The following is a 15,137-nucleotide window of genomic DNA, read 5'->3' as shown; positions in this document are numbered from 1 at the left end:
TTGTGAACGCTTGCGCGATATAGGGGGCGAGAGGCTGGCAGTGGACGGACCGCTCGCCAACCCGGTCAGGACCGGAAGGTAGCAGCCGTAACGAGTTTTTCCGGGTCGCTGTTCAGTCTCTCACCCTTTCATTTCTCCCTTTGAAATCGCTGATATTTGCCATGCCCCTGACATTCGCGGGCAGAAGGCTTTTTGTATGGGAAATTTCCCACTTGGCCTTTCCCATACGGTCGCGAAGCTGCTAAAACCAACTGAGAATTAAAACAGTCCGGACCGGATGAATGAGCGATCAGATCGAGACCGCGAGCGAAACAGCGCCAGAAGGTGAAACGGCATCAGAAAGTACCGGTGCGGAAACAACCGCCCCCGCTGCTGTGGCCGAACCCGAAGCCAAAAGCGAATATCAGGTTCTTGCGCGCAAATACCGCCCGAAATCCTTTGATGAGCTGATCGGCCACGGGCCGATGGTCAAGACGCTGTCAAACGCGCTTGAAAGCGGCCGACTGGCCCATGCCTTCATCCTGACCGGGGTGCGCGGTATTGGTAAAACCACAACCGCGCGTATCATTGCGCGTGCGCTGAACTGCATTGGCGCAGACGGCAATGGCGGCGCAACGATCGAGCCATGCGGTGTCTGTGAGCATTGCCGCGCGATTGCCGAAGACCGCCATGTTGATGTTCTGGAAATGGATGCGGCGTCGCGCACCGGTGTGGATGACATTCGCGAACTGATCGAAGGTGTGCGCTATCGCCCGACTTCGGCGCGCTACAAGATCTACATCATCGATGAAGTGCACATGCTTTCGAAAAGTGCGTTTAACGCGCTTCTCAAAACGCTTGAAGAACCGCCAGAGCATGTGAAATTCATCTTTGCCACCACCGAAATCCGCAAAATCCCGATCACGGTCCTGTCGCGCTGTCAGCGCTTTGACTTGCGCCGCGTGCAGACCGATGAACTGGCCGCGCACTATGGCCGCATCGCCGGGCTTGAAAATGCCGAGATCGAAGAAGAAGCCGTCACCCTGATCGCGCGTGCCGCCGATGGATCGGTGCGCGATGGCATGAGCTTGCTAGACCAGGCGATTTCGCATGGTGCGGGCAAGGTCACCACCCAGCAGGTGCGTGACATGCTGGGCCTTTCGGACCGGTCACGCATATTCGATTTGTTTGATCACACCATGAAGGGCGAGATTAACGAGGCGCTCGACCTTTTGGGCGCGCAATATGCCCTTGGCGGTGATCCGCCGGTGATGTTGCAGGATATGCTCGATCTGACCCACTGGCTGACCCGGGTAAAGCTGTCGCCTGATGCGGCCAATGATCCCGGCGTGTCACAGATCGAACGCGAACGCGGCAAGGAAATCGCCGCCAAGCTTGCCATGCCGCAACTGACCCGCGCGTGGCAAATGTTGCTTAAGGGGCTTGAAGAAACGCGGATTGCGCCATCCCCCATTCAGGCCGCTGAAATGATCCTGATCCGTCTGGCCTATGCCGCGGAAATGCCACCGCCCGGTGACCTGATCAAGAAGCTCCGTCAGGATATGAACAATGCCGGCAATGGCGGCGGTGCACCGCAAGGCGGTGGCAATGGCGGCGGTAGCGGCGGCCCAGGGCCCCGCATGCAGGTGGTCAATGGTGGCGGCGGTGGTGCAGCTGCCGTGGCACAGCGCCGACCCGACCCGCTTGGCGAACCCGAACAGGTCGAACAACCTGTCTATGCCAGGATGCCCGAAACGTTCGAAGAAGTTGCCGAGTTGCTTGGCAAGGACCGTGAAACCACCGGTCTTGCCATGCAGGTCAAAAACTATATGCATCTGGTGAAGTATGAGCCGGGTCGCATCGAATTTCGCCCGGCACGCGGGGCAGGATCGGACCTTTCGACCAAACTGATCAAGGCGCTTAATGGCCTGACCGGAAATCGTTGGCTGGTCAGTGTGTCGGAGCGCGAAGAAGGGGCACCGACCCTTAAGGAACAGGAACTTGAAGCCCTTGAACAGCGCAAGGCGGATGCCTCGCAAGATCCGCTGGTCAGGGCCATTCTTGATGGTTTACCCAAAGCAAAAATCGTTGCCGTCCACCTGCCACCCGGACAGGAAAATCCCGAGGGTGAAGAGGACGAAAGCGGTTCCGTATATGACGACGCATTTTATCTCGAAGGAGACGACGAGCTATGAAGAACCTTGCAGGGATGCTCAAACAGGCCCAGCAGATGCAGTCCAAAATGCAGGAAATGCAGGAAGGACTGGTTGAACTCGAAATCGAAGGCCAGTCCGGTGCGGGCATGGTCAAAGTGATGCTCAATGGCAAAGGCGAAATGCGCGGCCTTTCGCTTGATAAAAGCATTGTTGACCCCGAAGACACCGAAGTCCTCGAAGACCTGATCGTTGCCGCCTATAACGACGCCAAGGTCAAGGTCGAGGCTGCCGTTCAGGAAAAGATGAAAGACGTCACCGGCGGCATGAACCTGCCGGAAGGCTTCAAACTGCCATTCTGATCTTTCATCGGACACGCGATAAATTTCGTACATTAAAGGTACGCGGCAAAGGGTGGCATTGCGCCGCTCTTTGTTTTTGATACAAGCAATATGTAACGATCAAACTTTACCAGCACGGGGTCATGATGACCGGACGGGAAATTGAAAATCTGATCAAACTGCTTTCACGCCTGCCCGGCCTTGGGCCGCGTTCGGCACGGCGTGCGGTTTTGCAGATGCTCAAGAAACCCGAAACCTTGATGATCCCGCTGGCCGACGCACTCCATGCCACGGCCGAGGTCATGACGACCTGCTCCAATTGCGGCAATATTGATGTCACCGATCCCTGCCATATCTGTGCCGATCACAACCGCAGCTCGGAGACGATCTGTGTGGTCGAGGAAGTTCAGGACCTTTGGGCGCTGGAACGCGGTGCCGCGTTCAAGGGGCGCTATCATGTTCTGGGCGGCACCCTGTCACCACTTGATGGTGTCGGTCCGGATGACCTTAAAATCGATCAGCTGGTCAATCGCGTGCGCGAAAATGCTGTGGCCGAGGTAATCCTTGCCACCAACGCCACGGTCGATGGCCAGACAACCGCGCATTACATCACCGAACGGCTGATGGAAACCGGGGTCAAGGTCACCCGCCTTGCCCATGGCGTGCCGGTGGGTGGTGAGCTTGATTATCTTGATGACGGCACACTGGCGGCCGCGTTGCGGTCACGCAGTTCCGTCTAAAGATCGGCCATCATTCCGGGCGAAGCGGAGCACAGACCCGGAATCCATATCGCCGCAAGCAGACTGGATTCCCGCCCCCCGCCTTCGCGGGGGCAGGCTTTGCGGGAATGACGATTACTGTCAATGTCGTGATTATTCAAATTTTCTTCGGGCGGAATCAAAGAACCTCACCGAGACAGGATTGAATAATTCAGAGCTTTTTTCAGGCCGCCGCGATCTTTTCTGCAGCAAGGCGTGTTGCCAGCTCATAGCCATAGGCACCAGCCCCGGCCATCACCGCATCGGCGACCGGGCTGATCCAGCTGGTATGGCGGAATTCCTCGCGCGCGTGCGGGTTGGAAATATGCAGCTCGATGATATAGCCCTCAAAGGTCTTGAGAGCGTCATGGATCGCAATGGATGTATGGGTATAGGCACCGGCATTGATGATCAGGGCGGCTGATTTGGTGCGGGCCTCGTGGATCATGTCAATGATCGCACCCTCGTGGTTGGACTGGCCAAAACGCACCGAAACACCAAGTTCCGTGGCAAGCGCACTGCACTTTTCCTCAATCGAGGCCAGCGTGTCATAGCCGTAAATCTCTGGCTGGCGCTGCCCTAGCAGGTTCAGGTTCGGTCCATTGATGACTAGAATTTCCTGCACGCTCATTTCCTTGTTCCCGCCTTTATGCGCTTGGTGCCCTGTGGTTATTTCGCCGCATCGTTACGACGGTTCATGCGCGTCTGTGACGCAAGCCGGATCGGCGCATTGGCCGCCCCGAAGCCACGATACGCGCGACGCTCCACCAATTCAAAGAAGAATCGATTGGCAAAGGTCCGCGTATAGACCTGATAATACTCACCTTCATCGTCACGATCATAAAGAATATTACGTGCGCGCAACCGATCAAGAAGTTCCGGCTCCAGCCCGAAACGTGCTTCGATATCGTCATAATAGTTTTCCGGGATCGGCAGGATTTCAACCCCATGCGCCCTGCAGTAATCCACTGATGCAAAGATATCGTCGCTGGCAAAGGCCAGATGCTGCACACCGCTGCCAAAGAACTCGTTGAGGAACTGGGAATGCTGGGTATGCGGGCTTTGCGAACCATTGAGGATCAGACGCACCGCATCACTTTGCACCACCTGACTTTGCACAAGCCCGCCCGGATCAGGGATATCGAGGGTCGGCATTTTGCCGAGATCAAAGATCGAGGTGAAATACAAAAGCCAGGTCAGCATTTCCTCATACTGCATCGAGTATGACACATGGTCGACCTTGCGAAGTTTCGCCTTTCCGGCGTCTGCGTCCGTGCCCTTTTCGGGTTCGAACTCGACATCCCAGATACGCGAAAGTTCGCTGTGATCATCAAGGAAGTAAACAAGGCTGCCGCCAACACCCCGGATGGCCGGCATTTCAATTTCGCCTTTGCCAACCGCCTGACTGAAGGGTGCGGCAAGCAATGATTGCGCACGATCCATCGTTGCCTTGGCATCATCAACCTTAAGCCCCACCGCACAGACCGACGGGCCATGCACGATGTTATAGGAATGCGCAAAGCCATCCTTGTCACAATTGATCACAAGATTGATGTCACCCTGTTTCCACCAGGTCACCGCTTTGGTTTTGTGACTGCCGCGTTTTTCAAAGCCAAGGGCTGCGAAAAGCGTGGCAAGCTTTTCGGCATTTTCTTCCTCGACCGCGAACTCGACAAAACCGACTTCCTTGGCATGCGCCTTGGGCGGCAGGGCTGTGCCCTTTTCACCAACCTGAACGCCTTCAATGCCGTCGCCCAGATAGATCAGGGAGCGCAAGCCATCCTTGGCCACGTTCTTGGTCGAGCTTGAGCGGAACTGATCGTTGAAAATCTCAAGCGACAGCGGCCCGTCATAACCGGTCATGGCAAGGTTACGCATGAATTCACCGAGCGGGAAGTCCCCCTGCCCCGGGAAGCAGCGGAAATGACGGCTCCAGGACAGGGCATCCATTTCAAGGATCGGTGCATCGGCAACTTGCACGAGGAAAATCTTGTCACCCGGAATCGATGAAATCGCATCAAGCGGCACCTTGCGCGCCATGATATGGAAGGTATCAAGCACAAGACCAACATTCGGGTGATTGGCGCGCCGCACGACTTCCCAACTGTCGCGATAGTCGCTGATATGCTTGCCCCATGAAAGGGCCTCGAACGCGACACGCAGGCCACGTTTGGCCGCACGATCACCAAGCTCTGCCAGATCCCTGGCGGCGCGATCAAGCCCACCCAATGATTGCGGGGAGACGTTCGAACAGACCATCAAAAGATCCGTTCCCAGTTCTTCCATCAGGTCGAACTTGCGCTCGGCGCGCTCGAACGCGCGGGTACGCTGGGGTTCGGGCATGCCTTCGAAATCGCGGAACGGCTGGAAGGTGACCAGTTTCAGACCCAGATCACGGATCGTCTTGCCGACATCTTCTGGCGATCCATCAAAGGACAGAAGATCATTTTCAAAAATCTCGACCCCGTCAAAGCCGGCAGCGGCAATGGCATCGAGTTTTTCCTGAAGATCGCCCGACAGTGAAACTGTGGCAATTGAGGTCAGCATTTTATCCCTCCGGGATGCATGTGGGGCACCGGCACATTCACAGAAGGATGCAGCAATCGCGGGACAACGCCCGCGCGCAGATCAATGCTGTGAACGGCGCCGATAGGTTTCGATATGGTCGGTCAGTTTGGCAATCGCGCCATCCAGATCCCGTGCAAGGGACAGCTCACAGATTTCGCGATGCTCATCGATGATTTCCTGGGCACGGAAACCATGGGTTTTGAGTTCGATCACCACATAACGGCGGAACTGATCGAAAATCTCGTGGTGCAGACGCATATGCAGGTTCGAGCCACAGGCCGAAATCAGCGCCTGATGAAATTCGCGGTCATACTGGCTCCAGCGTACGGTCAGTTCACGGCTGTCACGATCAAGCATCTGCTTTTCAACAGCGGCAAGCTTGTGATGGGCGGCCGCAACCCGGGCTTCCCATTCCACATCACCATGCTTGATCGAGGCCGCCAGACCATCGCGCTCAAGCAAAAGCCGCATCGCGGTCAATTCCTTGAAATTGGATGGCGATGTTTCAACAACCCGGAAGCCCTTCTGGCCTTCGACAAACACAAAGCCCGAAGCGACAAGACGGTTAAGCACTTCACGCAGTGTGTTGACCCCGACGCTATAACGTTCGCGCAGCGCTTCAAGCTTAAGCTTCACGCCCGGCTGCAATTCGCCATACAGGATGTCATCGCGAATTTCGTTATAGACTGTCTCGGCAACGGTGCTGCTGCTCATATGTCTTCCCCTAGCCTGTCAATGCCTCGGGATAGGCATTGAAGTATTCGTCCCTTGCAGCGTCGGCATCTATCTCTGCCCCGCTGAAAACTTCAAATGCTTCAATACCCTGAAAGAAGAAGAGTTCAAAGCCGGTCATGACTTCAATGCCCGATTTGGCCGCGGCGCGCAGGAACGCGGTTTGAACCGGAGTATAGACCGCATCAAACGCCCATTTCTGTCCACCAAACAGATCGGCATCAAACGGACAGCCCGGATACTGGTTCATGCCAACCGGCGTGCAGTTGATCAAACCATCGGACGCGCGCACCGCGTCAGAAAGGTCATCTTCACCGACAAAGGCCGCATTGGCATTGGCCGCAACAAGGGTCGCGACCAGTTCCTCACCGCGCGCGGCGTCCTTTTCATGGATCAGGATCTTGTCCGCACCAAGCCCGCGCAGGCCAAAGGCCGTCGCAAGACCGACACCACCAGCACCCATCTGTAAAACCGTGCCCGGCTTGGCATCGCCGAACTGCCCCCGATACCCGCGCATGAAGCCGACAAAGTCGGTATTATCGCCACGCCAGCCATCGTCGCGGAAAACAACCGTGTTCACCGAACCCAAGGCTTCGGGCAGACGTTTGCGCGGCGTAATAAGTTTGCGCGCACTTGTTTTGTAAGGATGGGTCACATTAACCCCGGCATAGCCGGTTTCCGCACAGGTGGTCAGCTGCTTGATCAGGTCAAAATTCTTGATCACATCACTGTCGAGGTATTCGTACGTGACATCCATACCGCACATACGGCCCAGCAATACGTGCAGTCGTGCCGACTGACTCCGTGAAATGCCTTTACCGATAAGACCGAGTTTCAACATGGACAGGTATCCTAAAATCCAAACAGTTCGGGCAGGAATGTAACGATGCCCGGAACAAAGGTGATGATTAGCAACACCATCAGTTCGACGATAAAGAACGGCATGATGGCGCGGATCATGCGTGCCATCCCGACACCGGCCACCGCGTCTGCAACGAACAGACACAGCCCCATCGGCGGCGTAATCAGGCCGATCATCAGGTTAAAGATCACAATGATCCCGAAATGGGTCGGATCAATGCCAAGGCTAAGCGCAATCGGGTGCAGGATCGGCACCAGCACCAGCATTGCAGCAATCCCCTCAAGCACCAGACCAACAGCGAGCAGCATCAGGTTGATCAGGATCAGGAAGGTGACCGGGCTGTCGACATACCCCAGAACGAACTTGCTGACGGTTTGCGGAATACCGGCAAAGGTCATGAACCAGTTTGCCGCAGCAACCGTTGCCATAATGATCAGGATGCTTGAAGAATCGCGCATCGCGCCTGCGAAAATTGCCGGCAGATCGCCCGGTTTCAGTTCGCGAAACACGAACAACCCAACAACCAGCGCATAGAACACCGCAAAGCTTGCCGCCTCGGTAGGCGTGACAATCCCCGCCAGGATCGACCCAATCACAAAGACCGGCATGAACAATGGAATAAGACCATTCCAGATGGCTTTGAGCTTCTCGCCCACATTCATGCGTTCGCGCGGTTTTGCGTGGTTTTTGACAAAGAACCGCACATAAACCGACAGCGCAAGCGCCAGCAAAACACCCGGCACAATCCCGGCAAGGAACAGGGCAGGCACAGAGACATTGGTGGTGATCAGCGCATAGATAATCACCGGGATACTGGGTGGAATGATCGGGCCGATCACCGATGATGCGGCGGTCAGGGCGGCGGCAAAATCGCGCGGATAGCCCTCTTTTTCCATTGACGGAATAAAGATACGCCCAATCGCGGATGTATCGGCAACCGCCGACCCAGAAAGACCGGCAAAGATCACAGAAGACCAGATGTTGACCTGCGCCAGACCGGCCTTGGCGTGCCCGACAAGCGCATTGGCCAGGTTGATCACGCGCGATGTGATGCCGCTGGCATTCATCAACTCGCCCGCCAGCACAAACAGCGGGATTGCCAGAATTGTGAAACTGTCCAGACCGGCAAAAATACGCTGCGGCAGAAGATCAAGGCCAAACGTGCCCGTACTGATATAGGCAACAAGGCCAAGCGCGATTGCAAATGCGACCGGCGCACCAATTGCAAGCAGGGTCAGAAGGGTAACACCGGTAATCATGCCTCACCCCGCGCAGAATTCTCTTTGAAGTACGAAGCAAGACGCAAGGCGGCTGCAATTACGAGGCAGACACCACCCACGGTAATGGCGATTTGCGCCCAATACATCTGAATGCCAATGCCCGAGGCAACAATACCCCCGCGCTTGGCGGCAAATACGTAGCCTGCATAGGCAAGGATACCGCCCAGAACCAGCGTCGCTGCATCAACAATGACTGCAAGCTTGCGGCGGATACGTGCGGGAATGGTATCAACAACAATGCTGAAGGTGATCTGGGTACCCTGCAGATAGGCATAGGCCACACCGAACATGCAGCCATAGATCATCGCGTATTTCGCGACTTCTTCGCTCCATTGCAGCGGGGAAGAAAACAGATAGCGGCTGACACTGCCGGCAAAAACAACACCGAAGACAACGAGGATACTCAACCCCGAAAGCCCGGCGAGCAAACGCTTAAACGCATTTTCGGTGCGCTGCATGGGTTCCCCCGGATCACTCTGAAAATTATTATTATGCTTCTAAAAGCAAGTTAGCGGGAAAAAAGGGCAGGTCAGGTGCAAGGAGGAGCACCCGACCCGCCAAACACCGATTACATTGAAGCTTCGGCTTCGGAAACGGCAGTTTGCAGTTTTTCGATCCATGCAGCATCGATCTCACCCGAGAGCCATTCGATGACAGCTGGCTGTGCCGCGTCACGGAACATCTTGAGCTGTTCGGCGGTCGGGGTGGTTACTTCCATGCCTTCCTCTGCCAGTTTGGCAACGCCTTCGGCAGAGTTGAATTGCTGAACCGCACGGCCCACGTTCGATGCAACACCGGCTGCGCGACGCAGAAGCGCCTGATCAGCTTCCGAAAGGCTCTGATAGGTTGCTTCGTTGATAACAATGAAGTCGGTGCCATATACATGACGATCAAGCGTCAGGTATTTCTGCATTTCATAAAACTTGTTGGCGTAGATCACACTGATCGGGTTTTCCTGACCATCAACCGTACCAGTGGTCAGTGCCGTCGGAACTTCCGGCCACGGAATTGGGGTCGGATCACCGCCGAGTGCCTTGACCATTTCCACGAACAGCGGAACGGTCATGACACGGATTTTCAGACCTTCCATGTCTTTCGGCTCGGCAATCGCGCGCTGGGAGTTGGTAAAGTTACGGAAACCGGTTTCGCCATAAGCCAGTGTACGCAGGCCAGTTTTTTCCAGGCAGTGAGCCGCAAGCTCTTCACCGAAGTCACCATCCAGAACTTTCCACGCAACGTTGGCGTTCGGGAAAACATAAGGAATATCAAGAACAGCCGCTTCAGGGCAGACCTTGGAGAACGGACCGGAAACCATCGACATGGCAAGGGTACCGTCCTGTGTATTCTGCAGCAGATCGGTTTCACCGCCCAGCGCACCGGCCGGGAACAGTCCGACCTCAATACGGCCACCGGATTCTGCTTCGACAATGTTTTTAAAGACCTGTGACGCCGCACCTTTTTTCGAGGTGGTCCACTCTGCCGGGTCAACATGGGCAAAGTTCAGGGTCACATCGGCTGCCTGCGCGTTAAAACCAAATGACGCGGCGACCATTGAAGCGGCGCCAAACAAGGCACCTTTGGAGATCATCTTCATTACTTCCTCCCGATTAAAACGACATCCGCAGACCGAGGTTGCTTTTTACACTCTTGTTCTAAGCGGCCCTTGTTCGGAATTGGGATAATTTAAAAAACATAGGAGATTTTGTCAAACGTTCTATATTTTAGCCTAAAGTCGCAGATACCAAGGCTTTCAGACCAATCGCAATCAATTCATGTCCGTGCGCCAGCAGCGGATTTACCGTCAAATTCCTGACAAAAAGCGATGATTTAACATCTTTACGCTTGGGGGAGAGCAGCCTGAATTTCAAACCACAGAGAACTAAAACGGCGCTAAAGCCCGCGCGCACAATCGCTGCGGCCACAGGTACATCCGCCTGAGACAGCTTGCAAAACAGCTTGCAGCAAAACAGGATAATTGTGCTACTTTGGCAGTTAAATATTTCGATTCGCCCTCTGAAACGAAACCCTTTTCAAAGTGAACCCCGTGAACAGTGTAACCGGTCCCAAATCACCGCAACTTGCGAAAGTCGCTTCGCGCATTCTGGCAGGCAGCTTCCTGTTCGAGGATCTTGATCCCGAACTGCTTGAACAGCTTTCAAACCAGGCAACCGTGCGACGACTGGAAGATGGGCAGTTGCTGTTTGAAAAGGGTGCACCGGCAGACGGCCTTTACGCGGTTGAGGCGGGCAAGGTTCGCATTTCCTCTGTGTCGGAAACCGGCAAGGAAATCGTCCTTAATGTTCTTGCACCCGGTGCTGTCTTTGGCGAAATCGCATTGCTTGACGGGGAACCCCGCACCGCAACCGCGCGGGCGGTTGGCCCGACCCGGACCCTGTTTATATCGCGCGATGATTTCTTTGAAATCTTTGACCGCGAGGCACCGCTGCGCCGTCACATCACGGCCCTTCTGTGCCGTCGCCTGCGCTGGGTCAGTGACCTGCTTGAAGATGCCAACTTCCTGGATCTGACGGCACGCCTGATCAAGCGTATCCTGTGGCTGGCCGAACGCCATGGCGGCCCGGACCCCGAAGGCATCCGAATTGCCCTGCCCTTGTCACAACAGGAACTTGGCCTGATGCTGGGTGTCACGCGTGAAGCGGTGAACAAGAAACTGCGTGAACTTGAAAAACAGGGGATGATCACGCGCCGTGATGGTCGTCTGGTCATCAAGGACAGCGAAGGGCTGAAACAACTTCTTGCTGATGCCGTCAAAAACTGAACCTTCGGATTCGATCTTTGAACGTCTTGTTGCCCGCGAAGAAAAGCGCGGGCTGATCCTTGTCGCCTTCCTGCGCATCTGCCTGCTGGCATTTATCCTGCTGCTGTTTAGCAAACCCGATTCCCCGACCGGCAAGCTTTACACCCTGCTTGAGGTTCTCGCCTGGTTCGTTCCCGGCGTATTCGTCCAGCTCTTCGTCGCCTTTCGCGGCGACAAGTCATACTGGATGATTTATCTGCTGGCGGTGATTGATGCGGTCCTGATCGTCTATGTCTCGGTCGTGCCCGATCCGCTCAATCCATTGCTGGAACAACCGGCCTGGCTGTATGGCTTTGTCGTTCGCGACCGTGGCGTGGTCTTTTCCATGATCATGATGGCGATCATCATCATGACCTTTTCGCCGCGCCTGATCCTGTGGTTTGGCTTCTGGCTGTTTGTATCTTGGTGCGGGGCGATCTGGTGGTTGATGACCCGGCCCGGCGTCATCGTCTCCCAGCATTTCGGCGATGAATGGAACCCCACGCAGCAGGAAATTATCGATACCTATAACCTGCCCGAATTTGTCGATATTTCCGCCTTGGCCGAACAGGTGATCATTGTCATCGTCTTTACGCTGGCCTGTGCGGTGATGGTTTCGCGGTTACGGGTTCTGATCAACCAGTCGGCTGCATCCGAACGCGCGCATGGCAATCTGGCCCGCTATTTCCCGACAGTCCTTGCCGATCAGCTGGCTGATCGTGACGAACCGGTGCGCGTGGGTGAGCGGCGCGAATGCGTCATTCTGTTTGCCGATGTTATTGGCTTTTCACGCTTTGCCGAAAAGCGCGATCCACAGGAAGTCATGCGCTTTCTCAACCAGTTCCATTATATCGCCACATCGCAAATCGGGGCCTATGGCGGGATTGTCGAGAAATATATCGGTGATGCCGTGATGGCGAGTTTCGCTGCCTTTGATGATCTCGAACACCCTGCTGCCAACGCCTATTGTGCCGCACAGGCCATCATCGCCCAGGTCGCCGAATGGCAGGCAGAAGACCCGGCCAACGGTGGCGCGCCGCTTGAAATCGGCGTGGGTCTTAATTTCGGTCCGGCGGTTGTTGGCGATATCGGCCAGCGCGAAGCTGTGACACCTGCCGTGATCGGGGCGACGGTTAATCTGGCTGCCCGGCTTGAAAAAGCCACCCGCGAACTTGGCAGCGATGCGGTCCTGAGCGAACAATTCGCCAACCGCCTGCACAGCGAAGTGCCTGTCGCGGCCCCAACCCTGCTAGCGCGCTATGGGCAGACGCAAACAATTCAGGTCAAAGGATTTAGCGAACCTGTCAGAGTGTTCTTTAACAACTGCTAAATAAACGGGCGATAGAATGCTGCCTGGTCTGCCAAACCCTTGAATATCGGGCATACCAATCCAAAATGCTTTGATAACTTCTGGCGCAGCATGAAAACGGATCAGCAGGAGGACGCGATGGCGACCACGACAGGCCCGAACACCACGACCACGGATGCCGTGCCGTCCGCCGTCAAACTGACCACCCTTTTTGGCGAACGGGAATTTGTCTGGGACAAGGCGATTTACTTCCCGGCCGGGCTTAAGGGGTTTCCTGATCACAACGTTTTCGCCCTTGCCAGCTTCCCCGGAGAAAGCGGCAATGCCTTCCTTTTGATGCAATGCCTGACCGAACCGGAACTGGCCTTTATTGTTGCGCCCTATAACCTTGAAAGCGACACCATCCGGCCAGAACATCTTGAACAGGCCTTTGCCATTCATGGCATCAAGAAGAACGATGGCGCAGTGTTGCTGATCGTTACCCTGCACAAACCCGATGACGGGCCGGTTAGCATGTCGGTCAATCTTCGCGCCCCGATCATTATTGATACCGGTCGCCAAGCCGCCTATCAGCATCACCTGCCCGAAGCTGGCGGCTATTCCTTCCATCACGAGCTTGGCTGATCCGTCGTCTTTCTTTGTGACATTCAGCCCCATTGCACGTGCCAATAGCCGCACATCTAGCCGCATGCCATTCGTGCTGCCTGCCCTTGCCCGATTCTTCAAATCGTCGCCACATGTCCTTGATCCTGCCACTTTTTCAAGCAAAAGTAGCAGGATTGAAGCAGAACTTTGCATGCCACCATAAAAAGGGATCGGGAATGTCCGCAGCATTGCGCAATCGTTTCGCACTGGCCGCTTTGTTGGGCTCGGCGGTGTTTTTCGGGCCGGATATCGAAGCTGCCCGCGCACAGGGCCCCTCGGTTGATCTGTCTGCAGATGACCGTACCAACCTGCAGCTCACCGTTTATCCGGGCAATCTTTCGCTGATTGCCGAACAACGCGACGTATCCATCCCCGAAGGCCAAAGCACCCTTCGCATTGATGGCCTGCCACGCACCATCATGAATGATTCCTTCCTGCTTGGCAGCGCAAGGGACGCCGATCTTGTCTGGATGTCCCTGCGTAACCGCACGAACGGTTCCAACATCCTTGATGACCTGCTACGTGATCAGATCGGCAAGACCGTCACCATTCGTCGTGAAGATGACCTGATCGACGGTACGCTGGTCGCGGTGACCCATGTGGCCCTGGTGCAAACCGATGCCGGGATTGAACGGGTCGCGCTTGATCAGGTGATTATTTCCGAGTTGCCTGATGACTTCACCACCACACCCACCCTTGATGCGGACATCGCCACCAGTGCCCCGCTGGATCATGTTTCCATGGCATACCTTCTGGGCGGCATTGGCTGGAATACATCCTATACCGCGTATTATGACCGCGGGGAAAACACGCTCAAACTCACCGCGATTGCCCAGGTGATGAACGCATCGGGTAGCGAGTATAACAACGCCAGCCTGCGTCTGGTTGCGGGTGACCCGAACCGCGTTCATCAGCCCCCGATGGTCAAGGCTGCGCGTACCGAAATGATGATGTCGGCCATGGCTGATGGTGGCGCACCGTCCAATGAAGAACCGGACCGCGCAAGTTTCGAAAACCTGCATGTTTATGGTCCGTTTGACGGTCTTTCGATGCAGGATGGCGATACGGTGATTTTACCACTGCTTGACCCACAGGTCTTGCCGGTCAAACGCCACGCGATTTTTACCGCATCCAGCAACGCCTATAATATGGGTCAGAACGGCTCTGAGACGTTCGTACGCCCGGATCTTGAAATCGAGATTACCAATGCGGGCGGCACAGATGCCAAAAGTCCATGGCCCGATGGCATCGTGCGCATCTATGCCAAAACCCCGGCAGGTGATACCGGCTATCTGTCCGAGGACATGATTTCACTCACCCCGGTTGGGCGCGATGCGACCCTGCGTCTGGGCAAGGCAAGCGACCTGACAGGCACGCGCAATGTCACATCCCTTGACCGCAAGGCGCGTCCGAACCTGCCAGACGAGGTCAAAGCCGATCTCGAATGGACCATCAGCAACACCGGTGATCGTGCAGAAACCATCACCATCCGCGAACATCTGCCGGTTGACTGGAAAGTCACTGCCGAAAGCCACAAGCACGACCGTCCGCAACCCGGACAGGTCAGTTGGGAAATCGATGTTCCGGCAAACAGTGACGTCACCCTGACATGGTCGGTGGCCAGCACCCGCTGATCCCACCAAACAGGCCCCTTCAACAGAACGACCACATGGATAAGAACCTTGTCCTTGTGGTCGTTTTGCTTTGCGCGGT

The 15,137-nt window shown here is 55.6% G+C and carries 15 protein-coding genes and 1 other RNA gene; 8 read left to right on the top strand and 8 right to left on the bottom strand.

What is annotated here, in order from left to right; genetic code table 11:
• Nucleotides 1-29 precede the first annotated feature (29 nt).
• The 4 genes from ffs (at nucleotide 30) to recR (ending at nucleotide 3,213) form a co-directional block, all read left to right on the top strand.
• Nucleotides 30-124: signal recognition particle sRNA small type (gene ffs, locus AUQ43_RS00435), an RNA gene on the top strand.
• A 157-nt stretch (nucleotides 125-281) separates the two neighbouring features.
• Nucleotides 282-2,174, top strand: a complete 1,893-nt coding sequence (locus AUQ43_RS00430) for a DNA polymerase III subunit gamma/tau (RefSeq protein WP_062953659.1) — start codon at nucleotides 282-284, stop codon at nucleotides 2,172-2,174.
• Entirely contained in the window at nucleotides 2,171-2,494 is a 324-nt protein-coding gene (locus AUQ43_RS00425) for a YbaB/EbfC family nucleoid-associated protein (protein WP_044830201.1), read from the top strand. The genes AUQ43_RS00430 and AUQ43_RS00425 overlap by 4 nt, the downstream gene beginning before the upstream one ends.
• 125 nt (nucleotides 2,495-2,619) lie before the next feature.
• Complete coding sequence (gene recR, locus AUQ43_RS00420; RefSeq protein WP_062953717.1) at nucleotides 2,620-3,213, top strand: recombination mediator RecR; 594 nt, start codon at nucleotides 2,620-2,622, stop codon at nucleotides 3,211-3,213.
• 202 nt (nucleotides 3,214-3,415) lie between these two features.
• Here the strand turns inward: recR and aroQ are convergent, their stop codons facing one another.
• The 8 genes from aroQ to AUQ43_RS20185 all read right to left on the bottom strand — a co-directional run bounded on the left by aroQ (nucleotide 3,416) and on the right by AUQ43_RS20185 (nucleotide 10,595).
• Entirely contained in the window at nucleotides 3,416-3,862 is a 447-nt protein-coding gene (aroQ, locus tag AUQ43_RS00415; protein WP_062953658.1) for a type II 3-dehydroquinate dehydratase, read from the bottom strand.
• A gap of 38 nt (nucleotides 3,863-3,900) precedes the next feature.
• Nucleotides 3,901-5,778 carry a bifunctional sugar phosphate isomerase/epimerase/4-hydroxyphenylpyruvate dioxygenase family protein gene (locus AUQ43_RS00410; protein ID WP_062953657.1) on the bottom strand — a complete coding sequence of 626 codons (1,878 nt, stop codon included), beginning with the start codon at nucleotides 5,776-5,778 and terminating at the stop codon, nucleotides 3,901-3,903.
• Between the two features lie 81 nt (nucleotides 5,779-5,859).
• Nucleotides 5,860-6,513, bottom strand: a complete 654-nt coding sequence (locus AUQ43_RS00405) for a GntR family transcriptional regulator (protein ID WP_062953656.1) — start codon at nucleotides 6,511-6,513, stop codon at nucleotides 5,860-5,862.
• Nucleotides 6,514-6,523: 10 nt separating this feature from the next.
• On the bottom strand, nucleotides 6,524-7,372 hold the full coding sequence (locus tag AUQ43_RS00400) for a shikimate dehydrogenase (RefSeq protein ID WP_062953655.1): 849 nt from the start codon (nucleotides 7,370-7,372) through the stop codon (nucleotides 6,524-6,526).
• An 11-nt stretch (nucleotides 7,373-7,383) separates the two neighbouring features.
• Entirely contained in the window at nucleotides 7,384-8,652 is a 1,269-nt protein-coding gene (locus tag AUQ43_RS00395; RefSeq protein ID WP_062953654.1) for a TRAP transporter large permease, read from the bottom strand.
• Nucleotides 8,649-9,131 carry a TRAP transporter small permease gene (locus AUQ43_RS00390; RefSeq protein ID WP_062953653.1) on the bottom strand — a complete coding sequence of 161 codons (483 nt, stop codon included), beginning with the start codon at nucleotides 9,129-9,131 and terminating at the stop codon, nucleotides 8,649-8,651. The genes AUQ43_RS00395 and AUQ43_RS00390 overlap by 4 nt, the downstream gene beginning before the upstream one ends.
• A gap of 110 nt (nucleotides 9,132-9,241) precedes the next feature.
• Nucleotides 9,242-10,267: a DctP family TRAP transporter solute-binding subunit gene (locus AUQ43_RS00385; protein ID WP_062953652.1), complete on the bottom strand. Its 1,026-nt coding sequence runs from the start codon at nucleotides 10,265-10,267 to the stop codon at nucleotides 9,242-9,244.
• Between the two features lie 127 nt (nucleotides 10,268-10,394).
• Nucleotides 10,395-10,595: a hypothetical protein gene (locus AUQ43_RS20185; protein WP_147250439.1), complete on the bottom strand. Its 201-nt coding sequence runs from the start codon at nucleotides 10,593-10,595 to the stop codon at nucleotides 10,395-10,397.
• 122 nt (nucleotides 10,596-10,717) lie between these two features.
• Here AUQ43_RS20185 and AUQ43_RS00380 point away from each other — a divergent pair, with 122 nt between their 5' ends.
• The 4 genes from AUQ43_RS00380 (at nucleotide 10,718) to AUQ43_RS00365 (ending at nucleotide 15,058) form a co-directional block, all read left to right on the top strand.
• The gene (locus tag AUQ43_RS00380) at nucleotides 10,718-11,452 is read left to right on the top strand and encodes a Crp/Fnr family transcriptional regulator (RefSeq protein WP_044830191.1); all 735 of its coding nucleotides are present in this window, start codon (nucleotides 10,718-10,720) and stop codon (nucleotides 11,450-11,452) included.
• Nucleotides 11,436-12,800: an adenylate/guanylate cyclase domain-containing protein gene (locus AUQ43_RS00375; protein WP_062953651.1), complete on the top strand. Its 1,365-nt coding sequence runs from the start codon at nucleotides 11,436-11,438 to the stop codon at nucleotides 12,798-12,800. Before AUQ43_RS00380 ends, AUQ43_RS00375 begins: the two co-directional genes overlap by 17 nt.
• Before the next feature lie 117 nt (nucleotides 12,801-12,917).
• The gene (fliW, locus tag AUQ43_RS00370) at nucleotides 12,918-13,403 is read left to right on the top strand and encodes a flagellar assembly protein FliW (protein WP_181838541.1); all 486 of its coding nucleotides are present in this window, start codon (nucleotides 12,918-12,920) and stop codon (nucleotides 13,401-13,403) included.
• Between the two features lie 197 nt (nucleotides 13,404-13,600).
• Entirely contained in the window at nucleotides 13,601-15,058 is a 1,458-nt protein-coding gene (locus tag AUQ43_RS00365; RefSeq protein ID WP_062953649.1) for a DUF4139 domain-containing protein, read from the top strand.
• Nucleotides 15,059-15,137 lie beyond the last annotated feature (79 nt).

It is taken from the genome of Thalassospira sp. MCCC 1A01148 (assembly GCF_001613795.1).
Lineage (GTDB): Bacteria > Pseudomonadota > Alphaproteobacteria > Rhodospirillales > Thalassospiraceae > Thalassospira.
The sequence above is the reverse complement of the archived record's forward strand: the minus strand, read 5'-3'. Positions and strand labels throughout refer to the sequence as shown.

What these genes read in the sequence shown, in the direction of transcription:
- AUQ43_RS00430 (WP_062953659.1), top strand. Translation starts at nt 282, where the DNA reads ATGAGCGATCAGATCGAGACCGCGAGCGAAACAGCGCCAGAAGGTGAA.
- AUQ43_RS00425 (WP_044830201.1), top strand. Translation starts at nt 2,171, where the DNA reads ATGAAGAACCTTGCAGGGATGCTCAAACAGGCCCAGCAGATGCAGTCC.
- recR (WP_062953717.1), top strand. Translation starts at nt 2,620, where the DNA reads ATGACCGGACGGGAAATTGAAAATCTGATCAAACTGCTTTCACGCCTG.
- aroQ (WP_062953658.1), bottom strand. Translation starts at nt 3,862, where the DNA reads ATGAGCGTGCAGGAAATTCTAGTCATCAATGGACCGAACCTGAACCTG.
- AUQ43_RS00410 (WP_062953657.1), bottom strand. Translation starts at nt 5,778, where the DNA reads ATGCTGACCTCAATTGCCACAGTTTCACTGTCGGGCGATCTTCAGGAA.
- AUQ43_RS00405 (WP_062953656.1), bottom strand. Translation starts at nt 6,513, where the DNA reads ATGAGCAGCAGCACCGTTGCCGAGACAGTCTATAACGAAATTCGCGAT.
- AUQ43_RS00400 (WP_062953655.1), bottom strand. Translation starts at nt 7,372, where the DNA reads ATGTTGAAACTCGGTCTTATCGGTAAAGGCATTTCACGGAGTCAGTCG.
- AUQ43_RS00395 (WP_062953654.1), bottom strand. Translation starts at nt 8,652, where the DNA reads ATGATTACCGGTGTTACCCTTCTGACCCTGCTTGCAATTGGTGCGCCG.
- AUQ43_RS00390 (WP_062953653.1), bottom strand. Translation starts at nt 9,131, where the DNA reads ATGCAGCGCACCGAAAATGCGTTTAAGCGTTTGCTCGCCGGGCTTTCG.
- AUQ43_RS00385 (WP_062953652.1), bottom strand. Translation starts at nt 10,267, where the DNA reads ATGAAGATGATCTCCAAAGGTGCCTTGTTTGGCGCCGCTTCAATGGTC.
- AUQ43_RS00375 (WP_062953651.1), top strand. Translation starts at nt 11,436, where the DNA reads ATGCCGTCAAAAACTGAACCTTCGGATTCGATCTTTGAACGTCTTGTT.
- fliW (WP_181838541.1), top strand. Translation starts at nt 12,918, where the DNA reads ATGGCGACCACGACAGGCCCGAACACCACGACCACGGATGCCGTGCCG.
- AUQ43_RS00365 (WP_062953649.1), top strand. Translation starts at nt 13,601, where the DNA reads ATGTCCGCAGCATTGCGCAATCGTTTCGCACTGGCCGCTTTGTTGGGC.